The sequence below is a fragment of the Lentzea sp. NPDC054927 genome (assembly GCF_053610285.1).
The window spans coordinates 167,550-187,081 of sequence record NZ_JBSGXZ010000005.1 but is presented as its reverse complement, the minus strand read 5'-3'; the positions used below and the strand labels follow the sequence as shown (position 1 = coordinate 187,081).

21 protein-coding genes and 1 riboswitch are annotated in these 19,532 nt (G+C 68.6%); of the genes, 10 read left to right on the top strand and 11 right to left on the bottom strand.

Annotation, left to right across the window (positions count from 1 at the left end):
* Positions 1-121 precede the first annotated feature (121 nt).
* Both ACWGE0_RS10895 and ACWGE0_RS10890 read left to right on the top strand, forming a co-directional pair.
* Positions 122-1,318 carry a PI-PLC domain-containing protein gene (locus ACWGE0_RS10895; RefSeq protein ID WP_452260697.1) on the top strand — a complete coding sequence of 399 codons (1,197 nt, stop codon included), beginning with the start codon at positions 122-124 and terminating at the stop codon, positions 1,316-1,318.
* 30 nt (positions 1,319-1,348) lie between these two features.
* The gene (locus ACWGE0_RS10890; protein ID WP_452260696.1) at positions 1,349-2,428 is read left to right on the top strand and encodes an aminotransferase-like domain-containing protein; all 1,080 of its coding nucleotides are present in this window, start codon (positions 1,349-1,351) and stop codon (positions 2,426-2,428) included.
* A 105-nt stretch (positions 2,429-2,533) separates the two neighbouring features.
* On the opposite strand, the gene ACWGE0_RS10885 is transcribed toward ACWGE0_RS10890, so the two are convergent.
* On the bottom strand, positions 2,534-2,893 hold the full coding sequence (locus tag ACWGE0_RS10885) for a glycosyltransferase family 2 protein (protein WP_452260695.1): 360 nt from the start codon (positions 2,891-2,893) through the stop codon (positions 2,534-2,536).
* Positions 2,894-2,986: 93 nt separating this feature from the next.
* Between ACWGE0_RS10885 and ACWGE0_RS10880 the strand changes: the two genes are divergently transcribed.
* The 6 genes from ACWGE0_RS10880 (at position 2,987) to ACWGE0_RS10855 (ending at position 6,966) form a co-directional block, all read left to right on the top strand.
* Positions 2,987-3,565: a TetR/AcrR family transcriptional regulator gene (locus tag ACWGE0_RS10880; RefSeq protein WP_452260694.1), complete on the top strand. Its 579-nt coding sequence runs from the start codon at positions 2,987-2,989 to the stop codon at positions 3,563-3,565.
* A complete protein-coding gene (locus tag ACWGE0_RS10875; protein ID WP_452260693.1) occupies positions 3,562-4,893 on the top strand; it encodes an FAD-binding oxidoreductase in 1,332 nt (443 codons plus the stop codon). Before ACWGE0_RS10880 ends, ACWGE0_RS10875 begins: the two co-directional genes overlap by 4 nt.
* 9 nt (positions 4,894-4,902) lie before the next feature.
* On the top strand, positions 4,903-5,727 hold the full coding sequence (locus ACWGE0_RS10870) for an alpha/beta fold hydrolase (protein WP_452260692.1): 825 nt from the start codon (positions 4,903-4,905) through the stop codon (positions 5,725-5,727).
* Between the two features lie 61 nt (positions 5,728-5,788).
* Positions 5,789-6,238, top strand: coding sequence for a MarR family winged helix-turn-helix transcriptional regulator (locus ACWGE0_RS10865; protein WP_452260691.1), 450 nt, complete (start codon positions 5,789-5,791; stop codon positions 6,236-6,238).
* The gene (locus ACWGE0_RS10860) at positions 6,235-6,630 is read left to right on the top strand and encodes a DUF5313 family protein (RefSeq protein ID WP_452260690.1); all 396 of its coding nucleotides are present in this window, start codon (positions 6,235-6,237) and stop codon (positions 6,628-6,630) included. Before ACWGE0_RS10865 ends, ACWGE0_RS10860 begins: the two co-directional genes overlap by 4 nt.
* A gap of 6 nt (positions 6,631-6,636) precedes the next feature.
* Complete coding sequence (locus ACWGE0_RS10855) at positions 6,637-6,966, top strand: hypothetical protein (RefSeq protein ID WP_452260689.1); 330 nt, start codon at positions 6,637-6,639, stop codon at positions 6,964-6,966.
* Here ACWGE0_RS10855 and surE read toward each other — a convergent pair.
* The 3 genes from surE to ACWGE0_RS10840 all read right to left on the bottom strand — a co-directional run bounded on the left by surE (position 6,929) and on the right by ACWGE0_RS10840 (position 10,353).
* Complete coding sequence (gene surE, locus ACWGE0_RS10850; RefSeq protein ID WP_452260688.1) at positions 6,929-7,684, bottom strand: 5'/3'-nucleotidase SurE; 756 nt, start codon at positions 7,682-7,684, stop codon at positions 6,929-6,931. The two genes, ACWGE0_RS10855 and surE, sit on opposite strands and share 38 nt — an antisense overlap.
* A 4-nt stretch (positions 7,685-7,688) precedes the next feature.
* A complete protein-coding gene (locus tag ACWGE0_RS10845; RefSeq protein WP_452260687.1) occupies positions 7,689-8,555 on the bottom strand; it encodes a 1-phosphofructokinase family hexose kinase in 867 nt (288 codons plus the stop codon).
* A gap of 97 nt (positions 8,556-8,652) precedes the next feature.
* Entirely contained in the window at positions 8,653-10,353 is a 1,701-nt protein-coding gene (locus tag ACWGE0_RS10840; RefSeq protein WP_452260842.1) for a family 20 glycosylhydrolase, read from the bottom strand.
* Positions 10,354-10,532: 179 nt separating this feature from the next.
* Between ACWGE0_RS10840 and ACWGE0_RS10835 the strand changes: the two genes are divergently transcribed.
* Positions 10,533-10,895, top strand: coding sequence for a cupredoxin domain-containing protein (locus ACWGE0_RS10835; protein WP_452260686.1), 363 nt, complete (start codon positions 10,533-10,535; stop codon positions 10,893-10,895).
* Here ACWGE0_RS10835 and ACWGE0_RS10830 read toward each other — a convergent pair.
* The 6 genes from ACWGE0_RS10830 to ACWGE0_RS10805 are packed head-to-tail and all read right to left on the bottom strand — an operon-like array spanning position 10,880 to position 16,616.
* Entirely contained in the window at positions 10,880-11,656 is a 777-nt protein-coding gene (locus tag ACWGE0_RS10830) for an ECF transporter S component (protein WP_452260685.1), read from the bottom strand. The genes ACWGE0_RS10835 and ACWGE0_RS10830 overlap by 16 nt on opposite strands.
* On the bottom strand, positions 11,653-13,209 hold the full coding sequence (locus ACWGE0_RS10825) for an ABC transporter ATP-binding protein (RefSeq protein ID WP_452260684.1): 1,557 nt from the start codon (positions 13,207-13,209) through the stop codon (positions 11,653-11,655). The genes ACWGE0_RS10830 and ACWGE0_RS10825 overlap by 4 nt, the downstream gene beginning before the upstream one ends.
* Positions 13,206-14,237, bottom strand: coding sequence for a CbiQ family ECF transporter T component (locus tag ACWGE0_RS10820; protein WP_452260683.1), 1,032 nt, complete (start codon positions 14,235-14,237; stop codon positions 13,206-13,208). The genes ACWGE0_RS10825 and ACWGE0_RS10820 overlap by 4 nt, the downstream gene beginning before the upstream one ends.
* On the bottom strand, positions 14,234-15,007 hold the full coding sequence (locus ACWGE0_RS10815) for a hypothetical protein (protein WP_452260682.1): 774 nt from the start codon (positions 15,005-15,007) through the stop codon (positions 14,234-14,236). The genes ACWGE0_RS10820 and ACWGE0_RS10815 overlap by 4 nt, the downstream gene beginning before the upstream one ends.
* A complete protein-coding gene (locus ACWGE0_RS10810; protein WP_452260681.1) occupies positions 15,004-15,420 on the bottom strand; it encodes a hypothetical protein in 417 nt (138 codons plus the stop codon). Before ACWGE0_RS10810 ends, ACWGE0_RS10815 begins: the two co-directional genes overlap by 4 nt.
* Positions 15,420-16,616 carry an LPXTG cell wall anchor domain-containing protein gene (locus ACWGE0_RS10805; protein ID WP_452260680.1) on the bottom strand — a complete coding sequence of 399 codons (1,197 nt, stop codon included), beginning with the start codon at positions 16,614-16,616 and terminating at the stop codon, positions 15,420-15,422. The genes ACWGE0_RS10810 and ACWGE0_RS10805 overlap by 1 nt, the downstream gene beginning before the upstream one ends.
* 47 nt (positions 16,617-16,663) lie before the next feature.
* Positions 16,664-16,735, bottom strand: a riboswitch (adenosylcobalamin-variant (AdoCbl-variant) riboswitch).
* 90 nt (positions 16,736-16,825) lie between these two features.
* Here ACWGE0_RS10805 and ACWGE0_RS10800 point away from each other — a divergent pair.
* Positions 16,826-18,388, top strand: coding sequence for a DUF6461 domain-containing protein (locus ACWGE0_RS10800; RefSeq protein WP_452260679.1), 1,563 nt, complete (start codon positions 16,826-16,828; stop codon positions 18,386-18,388).
* Here the strand turns inward: ACWGE0_RS10800 and ACWGE0_RS10795 are convergent.
* Positions 18,382-19,470: an FAD-dependent monooxygenase gene (locus ACWGE0_RS10795; RefSeq protein WP_452260678.1), complete on the bottom strand. Its 1,089-nt coding sequence runs from the start codon at positions 19,468-19,470 to the stop codon at positions 18,382-18,384. The genes ACWGE0_RS10800 and ACWGE0_RS10795 overlap by 7 nt on opposite strands.
* Between the last annotated feature and the right edge of the window lie 62 nt (positions 19,471-19,532).

Below are 19,532 nucleotides of genomic sequence, written 5' to 3'. Positions count from 1 at the left end.
CTGCCTTGGAGTTGTTCTGCTCTACAGGAGGCCCCGACGTCACCGGGGATACCCACAGTGTTAAACGTCCAAACGGCTGAGGACGTTTCATGTCTCACTCAAGTGGGTGACTCTGGTCACCGTGCGATACCTCCCTGCCGTCGCAGCTCTGCTGCTACTTCCCCTGGTGCCCACGGCCGCCCACGCGGCTCCGTCGGGCACGTACTACCTCACCAGTGTCAGGACCGGCCTCAACGTCGCCCAGAGCGGCAGTGGACTGGCGCTGAACCGGCCCAAGGGCAACGAAGGCCGCCAGCAATGGCGACTGAGCGACGGGAGGTTCGAGAACACCGACTCGCCCGGCCAGTGCATCACCCGTCAGCTCACCATGGGTTCGTGTTCACAAGGGGATACGGTTCACGAGCCGCGTCAGTTCGGTGATCAATGGGAATTCTTCAACCTGAACGGCGAGTCCCGCTGGTACCTGACGCCGACGCAGGCCCGGACGGATGCGATGCCGGCTGATCCGCGGCTCGATCAGATGACGTTCCTGACGGCCCACAACGCCTATGCGAACGGGGTGGACGGCGGGTTCGCGCCTCCGTTCATCAACCTCGCCAAGAACCAGACGCGCGGCATCGTGCAGCAGCTGAACGACGGCGTGCGGGGCTTCATGCTGGACATTCACCAGACCCCGGACGGCGCGATCCTCTGCCACAACAGCTGCACGCTCGTGAGCAAGCCGGTGGCGCTGAACGTCGATGTCCAGCGGATCGTGGACTTCCTGCGCAACAACCGCAGCGAGATCATCACGGTCTTCCTGGAGGACTACGTCGACGCGAACACGTTGCGGGCTGAGCTGCGCAAGGTGCAGGGACTCAACGACGTCCTCTACAAGGCCGAAGGCGTGCAGCAGAACGGGTGGCCGACCCGCAGCCAGCTGCAGAGCACGAACAAGCGTCTGATCATCTTCACCGACCACGGCAAGGACGGCCGCGAGGACTCGGGCGTGCTGTACCAGAAGGACTGGACGGTCGAGAACTACTGGTCGATGGGTCCGGGCCTGGGCAACTCCGATTGGTCCTGTTACAGCCGATGGGATGAAAAACCGCTCACGGCGACGGGCGCGTTCCAGCCGTTGTTCGTGATGAACCACTTCCGCGACGTTCCGTTCACGAGCACTGCCACGACGGACAACGGGAAGCTTCTGAACCGTGCCCAGCAGTTCTGCCAGCCGGCGGCCAGGAAGAAGCCGAACTTCCTGGCGGTCGATCTCTACCACCTGGGCAACGCGGCTCAGGCGGTGCAGCAGCTCAACGCTTACGTATATAGGCCGTAGCCCAAATACTGGGAGTTGTACGCTCCGCGCATGGCCTCGATCCTGTTCACGCGCGGAGCGCCCTCTCTCGACATCATCGACCAGGAGGGTCTGCGCGAAGCGGCGCAGAAAGCCTTCACGGACGACCCCGGCGGCACGTTCGCGTACGGCACGAGCGTGGGCTACGTGCCGTTGCGCGGCTGGATCGCTGAGCAGCACGGTGTCGCGCCGGAGCAGGTGCTCGTCACCAACGGCTCGATGCAGGCCGACGCGTTCCTGTTCGAACTGTTCGTCCAGCCGGGCGACGACGTGGTGGTCGAGGCGCCGACCTACGACCGCACGCTGCTGAACCTGCGCCAGCGCGGCGCCAAGATCCACGCCATCGAGCTGGAGACCGACGGCATCAACGTCGACGCCCTGGAGCAGCTGCTCGAGAGCGGCGTGCGGCCCTCGCTCGCGCACATCATCCCGAACTTCCACAACCCGGCCGGCTACACGCTGTCCGAGGCCAAGCGCGCGCGTCTGCTGGAGCTCGCCGCGAAGTTCGACTTCGTGCTGTTCGAGGACGACCCGTACATCAAGGTCCGCTTCGAGGGCGAGCCGCTGCCGACGATGCTGTCGCAGGACAAGAACGACAAGGTCGTCTACGCGTCGTCGTTCTCGAAGACCATGGCGCCCGGCATCCGCTGCGGTTACCTGGTGGGCCCGAAGGCGATCATCAAGAAGGTCCAGGACATCGCCACCACCACGTACATCTCGCCGAACATGGTGGCGCAGTCGATCGTGAACTCGTACTGCCGCTCCGGCCGTCTCGACGAGTCGGTCGTCAACGTCCGCACCGCCCTGCGCGCCCGTCGCGACGCTCTCGTCACGGCCCTGAAGCGCGAGCTCCCGGAGGCCGTCTTCACCGCGCCGCAGGGTGGCTACTTCATGTGGGTCGAGCTGCCGGGCGTGTCGATCGAGAAGCTGGTCCCGGTCGCCAAGGAGCACGAGGTCGAGTTCGTGAAGGGCTCGGACTTCCTGCTGGAGGGTGGCGACAACGCCATCCGCCTCGCGTTCTCGGGCGTCACGCCGGAGCAGATCGACGAGGGCGTCACCCGCCTCGCCGCGGCTGTCCGCTCACTTTCCTGATCTGCGCTTCCAGGTGCTCCGGCAGCGTTCGCCGCTGCCGGAGCGCCTGGTGCAACCGGGCGACGCATCCACGAGACCAGCAGCGCGTTGCGCCGCTTGACGAGTTCACCACCCGGCGCCCGCTGCGCAGCCGGATGATGGTGCGCCGCCACGTCCTCGACGAAGCAGAGCGCCCATCCCGCCGCGGCGAGATCCCACGACAGCAACCGAGTCGTCGTCCGCGAAGGCGACGAACGGCGTCCGCGCCAGCCGCACGCCGAGATTGCGTGCGGCCGCGCCGAGGTTCACCTCCGACTCCAGCACCGTGACCTGCGGGAAGTCCTGCCGCACTCGTGCGACCGTCTCGTCGGCGGAGGCGTTGTCCACCAGGATCACCGGAGCCGCTAGCTCGCTGAGGTGGGTGAGCGACCGCAACAGGCTGTCCACCCTGTTGTGCGAGGCGATGACGACGGTTGTGCGAGCCATGCCAGTCGTCTACCCCAACGTCCACCGCCAACAGTTTGTCAGTAGCTGACACAAAATCTGGCAGTAACTGCCACTTCACGCTACCGTGGCCCTGTGGACACCTTGACCACGCGCGCCGCGAAGGACCTGCGCACCCGCCTCGCCGTCCAGGAGGCGGCCATCGCCCTGTGCCTCGACCAGGGCTTCGCCGCCACGTCGACCAAGGCGATCGCCGACCGCGCGGGCGTCTCCGAACGCACGTTGTTCCGCACGTTCGGCACCAAGGCCGCGATCTTCTGGTTCGACGCGTTCCTCAGCCGGGTCGTCCGCGCGCTCACCCCGGACCCGGATCCCGTTGCGGCACTGGCGAATGCGGTGCGCCGGGCGATCGACACGATCACACCCGAGCAATGGGCGCTCGAACTGGGCCGCCGCGCCGTGATCATCCGCGAACCGGACCTCATCGCCACCGGCACGCAGGAGCTGAACACCGGAGCCGCGCAGATCGCCGCGATCCTCACACCACCGCTCGCCTCCCCCGCACAGGCGTTTGACCTGGTGCTTTTCGCACGTTTCGCGGTGTCCGGGTTCGGTGTCGTGCCGATCCACGCGGACACCACGCCTGAAGCGTGGGGCGCGGAACTGGAACGGGTCGTGCGCAAGGCCGCCCACGGCGCGTTGGAGCGTTCATGAAGCTGCCCAACCTCATCACCGATCCGAACACGCTGGCCGGCCTCAGCCACGACGAGGCCGAGTGGGCACCGGCGGGCACGCCGTTCGCCGCGTTCCGCCCGCAGTCCACTGAGGACGTTCAGCTGGCCGTCAAAGCCTGCGCCGAGAACAACATCCCGATCGTGCCGAGGGGTGCGGGCACCGGGTTGTCCGGCGGCGCCAACGCCACGGACGGCTGCCTGGTCCTCGACCTGAGCAGGATGAACCGGATCATCGAGATCGATCCGGACAACCTGCTCGCCGTCGTGCAGCCGGGCGTGGTCAACGACGACCTCAAGAAAGCCGTTGCCGCACAAGGACTCTGGTATCCGCCAGACCCGGCCAGCTCGCCGTGGTCGACGATCGGCGGCAACGTCGCCACCAACGCGGGCGGCCTCTGCTGCCTGAAGTACGGCGTGACGCGCGACTACGTGCTCGGCCTCGAGGTCGTGATGGGCGGCCCCGTCGCGTACGGCACGGCGGTCAAACTGGGCAGGCGCACCAACAAGGGCGTCGCGGGCTACGACCTGACCAGCCTGCTCGTCGGCTCCGAGGGCACGCTCGGCGTCGTCACCGAGATCACCCTGCGCCTGCGCCCCGCCCCACGCCCGGCAGGCACGGTCGTCGGCGCCTTCGCCAACCTCGTCGACGCAGGTCAGGCCGTCGCGCTGTGCACGCGCCGAGGTCTCCAACCAGCCGCGCTCGAACTGATCGACCGCGCCTGCCTGCAAGCCGTCGAGGACTGGAAACACCTCGGCATCGAGCCGGACACCGAAGCCATGCTCCTGGCGCGGACGGACTCCGAGGAAGACGCCGACGGCCTCGTCACCGCCTTCACCGACGCGGGCGCCGTCTGGACCGAACGCTCGACCGACTCGACCGAGGCAGAAGCCCTGTTCGCCGCCCGCCGCCTCACCTACCCGGCCCTCGAACGCCTCGGCCCGCTGCTCACCGAAGACGTGTGCGTGCCACGCTCGAAAGTGCCCGAGATGCTCGCCCGCATCGAGGCGATCGGCGCGAAGCACGGCGTCCAGATCGCCACCATCGCGCACGCCGGCGACGGCAACCTGCACCCGTTGCTGATCACCCCACCCGGCGACGACAACGCGCGGATCGCCGCGCAGGCAGCGTTCGAGGACATCATCGACCACGCTCTGGCGCTGGACGGCACCGTCACCGGCGAACACGGCGTGGGCCTGCTCAAGCGCGACGGCATGATCCGCGAACTCGGCCCCGACACGTGCGCCGTGCAGCAGGCCGTCAAGAACACCCTCGACCCGTTGAACCTCTTCAACCCAGGCAAGGCCTAAGGAGTCCGCATGCTCGTTCCAGTAGACGGCGGCCAACTAGCCGTTGAAACACACGACGGCGACACCGCACCAGTGCTGGCCATCCACGGCGTCAGCGGCAGCCGCAAACTGTGGAACTGGGTAGCCGCCCACAACTTCTCGCTCATCACCCCCGACCTGCGCGGCCGCGGCGACAGCGCCACCCTCCCCGGCGCCACCATCAAGCAGCACGCCGACGACATGCTCCCCGTGCTCGACGCGTTGGACCTCGCCTCCGTCACGGTGTGCGGCATGTCCATGGGCGCGTACGTGGCCGTCGAACTTGCCGTGCGCCACCCAGACCGAGTGCGCGCGCTCGTGCTCGTGGACGGCGGCTTCCCCATGCCCGCGCACGCCCAACTCACCCAGGAAACGCTCTCGGCCGCCTTCGCCCCGCAGCTGGCCGCCCGCGAACGCACCTGGACCGCCGACGACTACCTCGCCGTCCAAGCGATGGTGAACCCGCTGATCGACGCCACCGACCCGCTGATCCGCGACTACTTCGCCCACGACCTGACCGACGACGGCCACCTGAGGCTGTCCGCCGACACCCTGATCGCCGACGCCACCGATGTCGTCTTCGGCGAGTCGCGGTGGCGCGAACTGACCATGCCGACGTGGTTCGTGCACGCCGAGTGGAGCACCGGCCCGGACTCCCCGCCCGCCTACACGGTCGAGCAGGCGCAGGCCTTCCGCGCCGAACTCCCGGTGCTGCACGAGCCCGTGCTGATCAACGAGGTCGACCACGGCGGCACCGTGATGACCAGGGCCGGCGCCGCCGTCGTGGCCGAGGTGCTCGCCGAGGCCCTGAAGTAACCCTGAGCAGTGCGCCACACGAAGTGGACCTCAGCACGGCCACGAGTTACCGTGTACACAAATGATTAGTACACCAAGCATTCCGGAGAACCCGCTCGAGCTGGAACGGCAGGTCTGTTTCGCCCTCGCCGTGGCCAGCCGGACGGTGATCGCGGTGTACCGCCCGATCCTGGAGCCGCTCAACCTCACCCACCCGCAGTACCTGGTGATGCTGGCCCTCTGGGAACGGTCCCCGCGCACCGTCAAGGACCTGAGCAACGCGCTGCAGCTCGACCCCGGCACGCTCAGCCCGCTGCTCAAGCGCCTCGAGTCGATCGGTTACGTCCAGCGTCAGCGCGACAAGGCCGACGAGCGCGCGCTGGCCCTGACCCTGACCGAAACCGGCCAGGAGCTCAGAAAAGAGGCGCTGAAGATCCCCTTCAAGGTCGTGGAGCAGCTGGACATGTCGTTCGAGGAGCTCGCGCAGCTCAACGTCGTGCTGCACAAGGTGATCGCCAAGGCCACGAGATGAACCCCGCGCTGAAGGCCTGGTACTACGCGGGCGGCAGGCTGCCGCAGGAGTACCGCGAGTTCGTCTACGAGGACGTGACCGGTCCGAAGTGGTTGGTGCGCTTCACGATCAGGAGCTTGGTGCAGGTCACGCCGCTGGTCACGGCCATCGCGCTGGCGCTGGTGTACGGGCTCGGCTCGCCGTGGCCGTTGGCAATTGCGTGCGGTGGGCTCGGTTTCGTTGTAGGACTGTACTTCGCGTTGTCCTACGCACCTGAAAGTGTGGATTACCGGCTCACGAAATATGGGTACCCACGAGGGTCGGCGACTCAGGGGCGCCGGGAGCGAAACGCCGCGCAGGACCGCGAACGACAAGCGAAGTACGACGCGGTCTGGCGGCGATCCGAAGGGTAGAGACCTATGGCCTTGTTGAGCGACGAACTGCAGTTCACGAGGCCGCAGATACTCACCCTGACAGCGGGGGCGTTGCAGCTCGCGTTCGGCTGGTTCGACGTGTTCGGATTGGACCCGAACTACCACGTGATCCAGATCGGGGTCGGGGCGCTGGGTGTCGCGATGGCGTGGCGGCACGACCTGGCGCGGATGTACGGGCTGTTGTTGCTGCTTTCGTTCGGGACGCTGGCGTTCTCGCTCAACGACGTGACCACCGAGAGCTTTCTCGAGGTGCGAACGGCGTTGATCGGGCTGGTGATCACGCTGGCCAGGCCGGCAAAGCGCACTCCGAACTGACGTCGCGGTCCACCGAGCGCAGCGCGGTCAGGGTCGCGAAACCGTCGGCCAGCAGGGCCGTGTCGGTGCCCGGCACGAGCGATTCCTCGGCGTAGACGTGGACCAGTTCGACCTCGTTGTCGCCCACGTCGTCCACGCGGCTCTGCACGGCGCCGAACCGCGCCAGCTCGGCCCAGCGAAGTCCTTGCACGTCAACGATGTTGGGCACGTTCAGCGAGATGATCGACGCCGCGGGCATCTCGAGCAGCATCGGCAGCACGACCCGCACCACTTCGCCCGCCTTGTCCCACAACGGTTCGGGCCCGTCCAATCCCACGTCGAGCGACACCGCGAGCGACGTGACGTCGTTGAGGTGCGCGGTCAGAGCGGCGCCGACGGTGCCGGAGTGCAGGATCGCGCGGCCGACGTTCGCGCCGAGGTTCACGCCGGACAGCACCACGTCGGGCTTGCCGCCGAAGCCACCGCGGCAGGCGATCAGCGAGATCAGGCCCGGATGTGCGGCTACCGCATAAGCCTCCACGTCGAGATCGGGCAGCGTCCGGCGTTCGCTGAGCACCCGGCCGCTGTCGCCGAGAGCTGCGACCGACGCGCTCGTGCCGCTGGCCTGGGAGGAGGGCGCCGCCACGACCACTTCGAGGCCGCAGTCGAGGGCGGCGGAGGCCAGGGTCGTGAGGCCGGGCGAGTCGATTCCGTCGTCGTTGGTGATCAGCGCGCGCATCCGCTCATTCCTCGATCGGCTCCAGTTCCACGCGTTTGCTCAGCTCGCGCACCGCTTCTCCCCCGCCACTGCCGAGGCCGTGCCGCGTCACGTTGACCGCACCGGCGGCCGCGCCGAGCTTCACCGCGTCCTCCAACGACATACCCAGCGCGAGGCCCGCCGAAATCCCGGCGGTCATGGAGTCGCCCGCGCCGCGCGTGTCGACGGGTTGCAACTGAGGCATCCGCACGAAGTACAACTGGTCGTTGAGCAGGGCCAACGCCGGTTCGTCGGCACGTGACACGACAACGCCGTGCACGCACGAAGAAGCGATCTCCCGGGCCTTCTTCACGAGTTTGGGCACGTCTTCCTCGCCCAGTTCCTCGTGCGACACCTTCACGACGTGCGGACCGCCGCGCACCGCTTCAGCGAGCCGGTCGCCGGACAGATCGACGATCACGCGGCAGTCGTTGCTGGTCAGGTCCTTGGTCAGGCGGTAGTACGTCTCGTGGGGCAGCACGCGATCGTCGGACGGCCCGCTCAACACGGCCGTGCCCGCGCGAATGCCTTCGACCAGCGCCGACTCGTAGAGGTCGTCCAGCTCGTGCCGGGACAACGCGTCCGGCGGCATCTCGACCATTTCGGAACGGTCGCCGTCACGGCGGTCGTGCACGTACGCGCTGTTGCGCGCGGCGACGTCTTGCGCACGCAGGTCGACGTGCTCGCCCTCTAGCAACGTACGGAGCACACGGCCTGTCTCACCGCCGAACGTCGCGCACACCACGGCTTCAACGCCCAGTGCGGCGATCATTCTCGACTGCCAGAAACCCTGGCCGCCCGCGTGCAGGTGCACGTCGGGCTCACCGTTGAGGTCCTCGACGGTGACGGTCAACTGAGGGGACGGCGCAAATACGGCAACTCGGGCATCCACGACACTCTGGTACCCAGTGCGGGCGAGCGGTACTCGCCCGCACTGGATCAATCAGAACTCAGCAGACGCCGCCGTCCCGCCAGACGCCCCACTGGCCGGTGGTGCCGGGCTCCTCGCCCCGCGTCCACCACTGCGCGGTCCACTTGCGGCCGTTGTGCGAGACCACGTTGCCGCCGGTGTAGACCTTGTCGCGCTCCCACGCCGGCTGCGCGCAGGGGCCGGGCGGCGGACCGCCGGTGTCCCACGGGACCTGCGTGGACTTGTAGAAGTTGATGCCCATGGTCGTCCAGCGCGGACCCTGGTTGCCCAGGCGCACCTTGAACTGGTCCCAGTTGTGCGTGGACCACGGCGACCAGGCCAGTTCGGCGATCGCCCCGAGCCGCGGGAACGCCATGAACTCGATGTCCCGCCCGGTCACCAGCGTTTCGGTCCACAGTGGAGCTTCGACGCCGTGGACCGCGGACTCCGGGACACCGCTGAGGTGCGTGCCGGGATTCCACTCGTAGGCGGTCTGCACCTCGATCAGGCCCGCCCACGACAGGCCCAGCGGCGTGCTGGAGTTGTACTTCATGTCCAGATACGCCTTGTTCGCGGGCGACATGATGACCTTGTTGCCGCGCGCCGCCGCTGCCTGCACCGTGGCGTTGGACGTCGTGGTGCCCCAGTACTGCGGGATGGCGGTGGTGTCGGTCGTGGTCTTCACGAACTCGTGCCAGCCGAGCACGGTCTTGCCGTACTTCTTCACGATCGGCAGAGCGCGGTTCATGAACGCCTGGTAGTCGGCGTCGGAGGTCGCGTGCGCCTCGTCCCCGCCGATGTGGAAGTACGGGCCGGGCGTCAGCGCCGCGATCTCGCGCACCACGTCGTCGACGAACTGGTAGGTGATGTCCTTGTTCACGCACAGCGAGGAGTAGCCGACCTCGATGTCCGTGCGCAGCGGCGGGGCCTGACCGTTGCAGTTCAGTTCCGCGTACGAGGCCTGCGCGGCGTTGGTGTGGCCCGGCATGTCGATCTCGGGGATCACCGTGATCTTGCGCGACGCCGCGTACTGCACGATCTCGCTGTACTGCGCCTTCGTGTAGTAACCGCCGGGGCCACCGCCGACCTGGGTGCTGCCGCCGTACGTCGCGAGCCGCGGCCAGCTGTCGATCACGATCCGCCAGCCCTGGTCGTCACTCAGGTGCAGGTGGAAGTAGTTGATTTTGTAGAGCGCCAGCTGGTCGATGTACCGCTTGACCGTGGAGACCGGGTGGAAGTGGCGGGCCACGTCGAGCATCGCGCCGCGGTAGGAGAACCGCGGGTGGTCGACGATCAGTGCACCCGGCACGGTCCACGGACCGGGTTGCGTGGTCGCGCTCTCCACCGCCGCAGGCAGCAGCTGACGGAGCGTCTGCACGCCCGCGAACAAGCCCTCCGATGTGTTGGCGCGCACCACGACGGCGCTGGAGGCGACGTCCAGCTGGTAACCCTGCTGGCCGACCGTGCCCGGCGCGCCCGAGAGCAGCAACGAGATGCCGTCCGCCGGGGTTCCCGCCGCATCGGACACCGGCAGCGCGTAGCCGGTCGAGGGCCGCAGGACTCCGGCGAGGAAGGTGCCGACGTCGCGCGCGGCAGGGGCGGTGTAGATCTTCGTGGCGGCCGTCAGCGTGTGCGTGACACCACTTCTGGCCTGCACTGAGACCGGGACGGGGACCAGGCTCTGCAACGGCTCCGCGGCTTGCGACTGCGCGCTCACGGACAGCGCTGCGGTGACAGCGATGACCGCGGCGAGAACGCGAGTTCTCACGGCTCCTCCTCATGGGGCGGGGGCGGCGACCCTGTCCTCAGCCTGCTCAAACATCCCTTTTGCCGTCAATGGTCTGAGCCAATTATTGGACACCTCCGATGTTTCTTGGGATCATGGACGTCCGCCGCTCCCGTTCGACGTTGGAGAGGCACATGCGCGCACTGCTCGTTCTCCCACTCGCACTGGCACTCGCCGCGGTCATGGCGCCGGCATCGGTTGCCGCACCAGGCAAGACGCACGTCGTCGAGCTCGTCGGTGACGAGTTCAGGCCCGAGGTCGTCTCGATCAAGACCGGTGACACGGTGAAGTGGGTGTTCCGCGGCCCCGGCCTGGGACGCGTTCGCAAGGGCCTCACCCCGCCGCAGCCCTGCCGGTACCTCAGCGGCCCTGACAGCGGTCTGAAGCGCCCCGGCCAGACCTATCGGCTCACGTTCCGCGAGGCCACGCGCTTCGTCTACCACTCGACCGTCAAGGGCGAGTGCAGGGCGACGGGCGAGGTTCAGGTGGACGACTGAGCCGGCCGGAACGCGGCCTTCCTGGACGCCCGCCGCAGCGTCCGGAGCAGCACGGGTCCCGTCACCACCACGAGCACCGCGGTGGTGACGGCCCGCCCGAGGTCCCAGCCGAGCGAGGTGGCGAGCGTGAAGGCCGCCAGCCGCACCAGGTTCGCGCCCGCGGACGCGTCCGGGTCGAAGCTCACCGACGTGCCCTCGCCGACCGCGAACGGCCAGAACGACAGGTTCAGCAGGAACCCGAACAGCAGCGAGCTGATCACGCCGTACCCCGCCAGCAGCGCGATCTCGGCCTTGCCGCGCCACTGCGGGAGGAGGCCCGCCCCGAGAGCGACCCAGGCCGCGCCGAACATCTGGTACGGCAGCCACGGGCCGACGCCGCCGGTCAGCAGCGCCGAGGCGAACAGCGTGGTGTTGCCCAGCACGAAACCGAATCCCGGGCCGAACACCCTGCCGCTCAGCACCATCAGGAAGAAGATCGTCTCGATGCCCGCGGTGCCGGCGCCCAGCGGCCTGATCGCGGCTCCCAGCGCGGACAGCACGCCGAGCATCGCGATCGCCTTGGAGTCCATGCCCTTGTCGCTCAGCTCGGCCAGCACGACGGCCAGCACCAACGGCAGCAGCAGCGCGAACGTCCACGGCGCGTCACCGCCGTGCGCGATGTCGCTGGACGGCGCGACGAACAGCGGCCAGGTGAACGCGGCCAGGCCGATCACGCCGGACACCAGCAGGGCGACCGCGGACCGGCTCTTGATCGCGATCACAGGGCTGCCTCGACGTCGGCGACCGTGAGCCACGGCCCGAGGATCTTGCTGACCTGCGGCGCGAAGATCGGTGACGAGGTGACGACCTCGCGCGCCGGGCCGTCCGCGACCACTTCGCCTTCGGCCATGACGATCACCCGCGTCGCGTACTCGGCGACGAACTCGACGTCGTGCGTGGCCAGCACGATGGCGCTGCCGAGGTCTTTGAGAACCCTGGCGAGTGCTTCCTTCGCCGGGTAGTCGAGGCCGCGCGTCGGTTCGTCGAGCAGCAGCACGTCCGGGGCACCGGTCAGCATCACTGCGAGCACGAGCGCCAGCCGTTGGCCTTCGGACAGGTCGCGCGGGTGGACGTCCTGCGGCACGGAAGCCAAGCCGTCCAGCAACTTCCGGCACGTTCCCGCTGGTTGGCCGGTCTCGCTGTCGGCCTGGGCGCACTCCTCCGCGACCGTCTCCAGGTAGAGCAGGTCGGACGGCTGCTGGGGCACCAGCGCCACGGTTCGGCGTCGTTGGGCGGGCTTCAGCGTCTTCGGATCGGTGCCGCCGGCCGCGACGGTGCCGGACGTGCGTTTGCCACTCCCCTGCACCGCCCAGAGCAGCGACGACTTGCCCGAACCGTTGCGGCCCATGAGCGCGACGCGTTCGCCGGCGCCGATGGTGAGCGAAACCCCTTGCACGGCATGCACATCGCCGTACTTCACGACGACGTCTCGTGCTTCGAGCACGGGCTTGGCGATGTCGACCGTCTCGGGCGCGGGTTCGGGGAGCCGTGCGCGCAGTGGTGCGGCGACTCGGCGTGCGTCTCGGACCGACACCGGTACCGGCGACCACCCGGCGAGCTGGGCGAGCCGGATCACCGGCGGGGCGACCGGTGCGGCGGCGAGCACCTCACCGACGTCGCCGATCTCGCCCTGTGGCAGCAGGAGGGCCCGGTCCGCGTACTGGGCGACGCGTTCCAGGCGGTGCTCGGCGATCACCACGGTCATCCCGAGGTCGTGCACAAGTCGTTGCACCGCAGCGAGAACGTCCTCGGCCGCTCCTGGGTCCAGTGCCGACGTGGGTTCGTCCAGGACGAGGATCCGCGGATGGGCGGTGAGGGCCGCGCCGATCGCGACCCGCTGTTGCTGACCGCCGCTCAGAGTCGCGAGTGGACGGTTCCGCAGCGAGGCGAGGCCCAGCAGGTCCAGGGTCTCCTCGACGCGCTTGCGCATGACGTCACCGGGCAGGCCCAGCGACTCCATCGAGTACGCGAGCTCGTCCTCGACGTTGTCCGCGACGAAGCCCGCCATCGGGTCCTGGCCGACGAATCCGACCACGTCCGCCAGCTCGCGGGGCGGGAACCGCGAGGTGTCACGGCCGTCCACCAGCACGCGTCCGGCGAGAGTGCCGCCGCTGAAGTGCGGCACCAGGCCGTTGATCGCGCGCAGGAACGTCGACTTGCCCGAACCGGTGCGGCCGACGACCAGGCACAGTTCGCCCTCGGGGATCTCCACCGAAAGGTCCGACAGCACCGGCTGGTCGGCGTAGGTGATCGTGACGTCCTCGAACCTGATCATGCTTCCCTCACGATCGCCACCGGCACCAGCGCCAGCAGCACGGCCAATGCCGGTACCAGCGGCAGTTCCGGCGCCTGCAACGGAACCGTCGACGGCGACAACGCCGGATCCGACGAGAACACCAGCGCCACCGCCCCCACCGCTCCGCTCAACGCCACCCCAACGGCCCTGGCCGTCCACCGATCCGGCCGGTAACGCGTGCGCGGCACCCGGCGCGCGCCGACCTTCAGGCCCGCGATCGCCAGCACACCACCGAGCGCGAGCAACGGCCAGCCGGAGTAGGCGTCGGCGAGCAGCCCGTACATGCCGATGCAGAACCCGAACAGCCCGGCCAGCACCAACGTCCCGGTGAGCGCTCGGTCCCGGCGTGAGATGCCGGCCGTGCGGCCATAGCCGCGGGAATCCATGGAGGCCGCCAGCACCAACGACCGTTCGAGGGCGTCTTCCAGCACCGGCACCAACATCGTGCGGATCGCCTTCGCACCACGTGCCGTGTCGCCGCGGAGCTGACGAGCCCTGCGCACCGACCGTGCGGACGCGACCAGTTGTGGGGCAACGGTCAGCGCCACCACCACGGCCACGCTCACCTCGTACAACGCGGCGGGAAGTGAGCGCAGCAGGCGTTTGGGATTCGCGAGGGCGTTGGCGGCACCGACACAGCTGAGGATCGTCGCGAGCAGCAAACCCTGGTACAGCGCGAAAACCAGGCCTTCCGCGGAGACCGGGCCGCCGATCCTGATGCCCTGGGCCCAGTCCGGGAGCGGGATCTGGGGCAGGGTGAAGAGCACGGTCGGGCCCGCGATCCCGCCGAGGAACATGTGCAGGACCACGCGCAGACCGATGACCAGCAGGCCGAACTTCAGGAACACGCCGTAGGTTCCTGCCCACGGCGTGTTCGCCCGGCAGGTCACCACGACCACGCCCGCCACGGCGAGGATCAGGCCCAGCATCAGCGGGTTGGTGGTGCGGCTGGCGGCGGTGGCGAGGCCCAGGGCCCAGAGCCACCACGCGCCGGAGTGGAGCCTCACTCGGCTTCCGCACCACGCCGACGGCGTGCGACCACCAGCCCTGCCACGACGAGTGCCGCGATCAGCAACACACCGATCGCGGTCCACAACCAGCCGGATCCGGACTTCTCTTCCGCCTGCTGCGCCTTCTCCTCCACAGCCGCCGACATCTCCCCCGCCGCCACCGACGACGACACGGCCGATGAAGGTGTCGAAGAAGGAGCCGCCACCGAAGACGACGTTGCAGCTGCCGAAGAACTGGGCGGTGCAGTGGTAGTTGTTGTCACCGCAGGCGGTTGCTGGGCCGGAGGTTGCCCCACCGGCGGCGGTTGCGGCGCGGGCGGCTGAGGCTGAGGTGCCGGAGCAGCGGGCGGTGCGATGCCGGGCTGTTCTCCCGCACCGAACGCCCAGCCCTCAACGGTTCCACGGGCCGGCACGTAGGTCGCCGCGCCCTGGTTGCTGTACGTCCAGGAACCACCGGCGGGCGCGTGCCAGTACGACCAGTAGGCCGTGGCGGGCGAGGTGTTGACGCACTTGTCCGCGTCCGCGCCGGGCTTTCCGTTGATGCGGCAGACAAAACCCTGCTGCCGGGATGCGTAGGTGTAGCCGAACCCGGCCGCCGTCAGCGCCGCCACCCCCGACGACGGACTACCCGACGCACAACCCTGTTGCACGCCTCCCCCGAGACCGCGATAGTCCACGACGACCGTCACGCCGTCACAGCCCGCCGCGTGCGCCGGCACCGGTACGAACGCGGCTACCAGTGCCAGCGCGACGAAAAGCCTTTTCACGGAGTGGCTGCCGGGGCGACGCCCGCGCCGAACGCCCAGCCCTCGACGGTGCCCGGCTCCGGGTTGTAGCTGCCGGCGCCCGAGGTGCTGTAGGTCCAGGTGCCGCCGGGCGTGGCGTGCCAGTACGACCAGTACGCGCTGGTCGTGGGCGCGGTGCACGGGTTCGGCAGCAGGTTGATCCGGCACACGAAACCGGGCTGACGCGGCACGAACGAGTACGTGAAGCTCGCGTCGGTCAGCGCCTGGAGGCCGGTGGCCGGGTCGGTCGTGGTGCATCCGGTCTGGACGCCGCCGCCCAGCGCGGCGAAGTCCACCACCACCTTCACACCCGCGCAGGGAACGGCGGAGGCGGCGGGAGACGTGACCACGAACGTGCTCGCGAGCAGGGCGAGGACGGCAAGCATGCGGCGCATCAGGCACCAACCTTCCGACGACGTGAAACGACGAGCAGGACGGCACCGGCGAGCACCGCGAAGGAACCGAACAGGGTCAGCGGCACGGCGTTGTCGGGACCCGTGACGGCGAGCGGCGGATCGGCCGGAGCCTTGGGGCCGGCAGGAGCGGGCACGGTGGGCGACGGAGTTGGCGAAGGAGAAGGAATGGTCGTGCAGTCGATCGCCGGCACACCAGCGGAAGCCGACGACGCCGAGACGTCGGCGAGGCTCACCCGAGCCAGGCCGAGCATCGCCTGGGTGGTCGCGCGCACCGCCGGGTACAGCTCGAAACCCGCGCTGTCGTAGGCGACCGCACCGCGTTGCGCCTCCGGTCCGGCACATCCGACCTGCAGCGACTTCAGGTACGCCACGGCCTTGTCCGCCGACTCTGCCCGGCCACCGGCGACCAGTGCGCCGACCGCGAGTCCGGTGCTGTTGGAGTTCGACCCTGCCGTCGCCGACGGGAACCCGCCGTCCGCCTTCTGCTGCGCCACGAGCCAGGCCAACGCCTTCGGTGACGCGGACTTCTCACCCACGGCCAGCAGTGCCTGCAGCACCATCGCCGTTCCGTCCACATCGGACTTGCACGTCGGCTGCCCGAACGCGATCGGGAACCCGCCGTCCGGGCACTGCGTGGAAACCTGGTACGCCAGCCCCTTGTCGAACGGCAGAGCAGCGCGCTTCAGCACGATGATCGCCAACGCCTGCGTGAACGCGTTGGTCTGGTCCCACTCGGGATCGGTCTTGTCGCGGTACCGGCCCGACTCCTCCTGCAGCACCGAAAGCCGCTTCAGCAGGTCGACGCCCGCGAACTTGTGCGGATCGGTGCCGAGCGTCTGCGCCACCAGCGCCAGCTTCACCAGGCCACCGACGTACGACTCGGCCTCACCGTCTCCGACCAGGAACGCCAGCTGCTCGGGCTGAGCCAGCCAGGCAGCGGCCTTGGTGGCGGTGGACTTGCCGACCCCGGCCGCCGCCAGCGCGTACACGCCGTCCGCGGTCAGCCCGGGATCGACGAGATCAGGGCCCTTGAGCAGGTGGTCGCCGCCGATGAACTGGCCGGTCAGCCACGTACCGGCAGAAGGCGCGGCCGCGGTGTCTTCAGTGGCCTGCGCCTGCGGTGTCGCCACGAGCACGGCCGCGATGATCGCGACCAGCACGGATGTCCGTCTCACTACGCCTCCCTGCCCCGCGGTCCTCGACGGGGTTGGTGGAGCTACCGCGCGCCACGGGCAGTCGGACTATCACCGTTGCGGGTCAGTGCCGGAATTTCACCGGCTTCCCCCGCGGCGTGCGGATGCTGTTGTCAACCCAGGATCGTGCGGGAGGGATCAATCCGAGTCAAATGGCTGTGAGCTGGGCCATCCACCGGCACAATCGCGGTGTGGGGGAATTCGAAAACATGATCATGGCCGCGGTACCGTCGATCGAGGCGCTCATCCCGGCCGCTCCAGCCGCCGAACTGGGCAGGTACGAACCGCGCCAGTGGACCGGTCGCCCCGACTACGGCACGCCCGTCCAGCGAGCGCTCGACGACTTCGCGAGGCTGACCGCGGAGCGGTTGCTCGGCGCGCTGGAGCTGGGCGTGGCCGGGCTGACGCTGACGGCGCCGGCGACGGTGGTGGCCGGCCTGCAGCCGCTCCCGGACGGCAGCCTCTTCTCGCTCATCTCGTCCAACGACCAGAGCGCGCTCAAGACACCGGTCTCCATGATCACGGCGGTCCACCGCGGCGCGACCGAACTGGTCACCGAACACGTGCGGTCGATGGCGGGGCTGCTCGACCTCGGTGAGGTGAGCGGAGACGAGGCCTCGATCATCGCCAAGCACGGCGCAGCGCATCTCGCACTGGCCGTGGCGGTGTCGGCGGCGGTGCTGCGGGCGATCGGCACGCCGACCGCGACCGACCCGGTGGGGATCATCGGTGTCGCGATCGGCGTGACCGCGCTGCTGTTGCCGTCGATCCCGAAGCCTCCCGCGTACGAGCAGGCGGTGCTGGAGAAGCGGAGGGCCGAGTACATCGGCTCGTCCTGGCCGACGAACGTTCCGGTGTTCGGCCACGAGTTCGTGTTCGTGGAACAGCCGAGTCTCGACAATGCGGACTTCGGGGCCACCGGACTCGTGGCAGCGATCAGCACCGGGTTCGCGGTGCGCACCGGGATAGAGGAAGGCACGGTGCCGGTGTCCGTCCGGGTGGTGCTCGACGTCCCCGGTGAGGAGGAGATCGGGCACTGGGACGAGGTGGCCGAGACGAGCTTCACGGCCGAGGAGGGTGACGCTCGGCTCGGTCATGGCGGAATGCCGCCGTGGCCGGGCGAGTTCCGCGTCCGGGTGCACGCACGTGGACGGGACGGGGACGACGAGGAACGCTACGAGCTGTTGATCTGGCCGGAGCCCCACTCAGAACCGTTGGTGCGCAAGAAGACGGATCGCGTCGGCCATCTCCTGCGCGGTGAACCCGCCCCCGAGGTCAGGATCCCGCCGGAGGCCGGGCTGCGGTGGCTGCCCGCGCTGCTCGGTGAGGCAGCGACCGTCACCGTCGTCAACGGTCTCGACGTCGACGACGTGGTCGACGACTTCGAAGAGGACTCCATCGCCGTGGAGATCGACGGCGGAACCGTGGTGGTGGAGTGCAACAACTACGTCGGCTCCCAACGAGAAGTGCTGGAACGCTTGTCCCGCAACGGAAAGGCGGCCAGCCTCTTCTGGAACGTCAACGCCGTCAGGCGGCTGTCGTTCGCCCGCGACGGGCAGCTGATCTCGTCCGAGGAACCGTGGGAGGAAGCCGACTTCGGCGACGACCCGGAGGTCGCCGCCGCACTCGACGGACTCGACTTCGACGACTGGCGGCACACCAACGCGAAGGGGATCACGGCGGTCACCCGCTTCACCGGCAGGGTGCTTCCGGAGGACGATCTCACCGCCGCGATCCAGGACATGTATCAGTAGCTGGGAAGACTGAGGCTGTTCACCACCTCGGCGAAGTCGTCGCCCGGTGCGCCGCCCCGCTCCTGGTTGCGCAGCGCCATGTCCTGGTTGGCCGTCACGTACGGCCGCAGGATCTCCTCGTAGCGCTGGAAAGCCGTGGAAGGATCGTCGCGGAGTTCGCCGGCGAGCACGTAAGCGCCCACCAACGCCATGCTGGTGCCCTGACCGGACAACGGCGAACCGCAGTAGCCGGCGTCACCCAGCAGCACGACGTTGCCGCGCGACCAGGAGTCCATCCGGATCTGGCTCATCGAGTCGAAGTGGAAGTCTGGCGCCTCCCACATGTGCTTCAGCGCGGTCGGCCACGCCCAGCCGGCGTCGGCGAACTTCTCGGCGAGCAACGCCCGTTGTGCGTCGACGTCGCGGTAGTCGAACGAGACCTCGCCGTTGAAACCCATGTAGACACGGCATTCCGCGTTCGAGCGGGCGCTCATGATGCCGCCGCCTACGACGTCGCCCTGCTGGAAGGTCTGCCAGTGGTCGAGGTTCAGGAAGTTCGGCGCGGTGAAGACGGCCAGGTTCATGCCGAGGTGGCTGATGAACTCCGATTCCGGGCCGAACGCGAGCCGGCGGACGTTGGAGTGCAGGCCGTCGGCGCCGACGATGACGTCGAAGTCGCGGGGCGCGGCCTTCTCGAACGTGACGCGGGTGCCGTCGATCGAGGTGATCGTGTCGTCGAACAGGTACTCCACGCCGTCGACCGCGTCGAACAGCATGTTCGCGAGGTCGTCGCGCAGGAGCTCGACGTCGGGGCTCTCCAGGTCGCCGCCGCTGAGGGTGTGCGTGGTGGAGCGGAACAGCTCGTTGCCCTCGGCGTCGACCATGTTCATGCCGCGCATGTTGGTGTCGAACGACTTCAGTTGGTCGCCGAGCCCCATCCGCTCGATGACCTCCAGCGCCGGGCCGCGCACGTCGATCGCCTGGCCGCCGGGCCGCAGACCGCGCGCCCGCTCCACCACGGTGACGGTGAAGCCGTAGCGGCGCAGCCAGTACGCGAGCGCGGGTCCGCCGATGCTGGCGCCGGAGATCAGGACGTTCTTCATGGTGTTGCCCCCTGTGAGTCGGTGTTGCCCACAAGGTGCCGACCGGCGCTGACCGTCCACTG

Bases quoted from the DNA above. Each gene is read 5' to 3' on its own strand.
- ACWGE0_RS10875 (WP_452260693.1), top strand. From the start codon at position 3,562: ATGAAGCTGCCCAACCTCATCACCGATCCGAACACGCTGGCCGGCCTC.
- ACWGE0_RS10795 (WP_452260678.1), bottom strand. From the start codon at position 19,470: ATGAAGAACGTCCTGATCTCCGGCGCCAGCATCGGCGGACCCGCGCTC.
- ACWGE0_RS10870 (WP_452260692.1), top strand. From the start codon at position 4,903: ATGCTCGTTCCAGTAGACGGCGGCCAACTAGCCGTTGAAACACACGAC.
- ACWGE0_RS10865 (WP_452260691.1), top strand. From the start codon at position 5,789: ATGATTAGTACACCAAGCATTCCGGAGAACCCGCTCGAGCTGGAACGG.
- ACWGE0_RS10890 (WP_452260696.1), top strand. From the start codon at position 1,349: ATGGCCTCGATCCTGTTCACGCGCGGAGCGCCCTCTCTCGACATCATC.
- ACWGE0_RS10860 (WP_452260690.1), top strand. From the start codon at position 6,235: ATGAACCCCGCGCTGAAGGCCTGGTACTACGCGGGCGGCAGGCTGCCG.
- ACWGE0_RS10885 (WP_452260695.1), bottom strand. From the start codon at position 2,893: ATGGCTCGCACAACCGTCGTCATCGCCTCGCACAACAGGGTGGACAGC.
- ACWGE0_RS10855 (WP_452260689.1), top strand. From the start codon at position 6,637: ATGGCCTTGTTGAGCGACGAACTGCAGTTCACGAGGCCGCAGATACTC.
- ACWGE0_RS10835 (WP_452260686.1), top strand. From the start codon at position 10,533: ATGCGCGCACTGCTCGTTCTCCCACTCGCACTGGCACTCGCCGCGGTC.
- ACWGE0_RS10810 (WP_452260681.1), bottom strand. From the start codon at position 15,420: ATGCGCCGCATGCTTGCCGTCCTCGCCCTGCTCGCGAGCACGTTCGTG.
- ACWGE0_RS10825 (WP_452260684.1), bottom strand. From the start codon at position 13,209: ATGATCAGGTTCGAGGACGTCACGATCACCTACGCCGACCAGCCGGTG.
- surE (WP_452260688.1), bottom strand. From the start codon at position 7,684: ATGCGCGCGCTGATCACCAACGACGACGGAATCGACTCGCCCGGCCTC.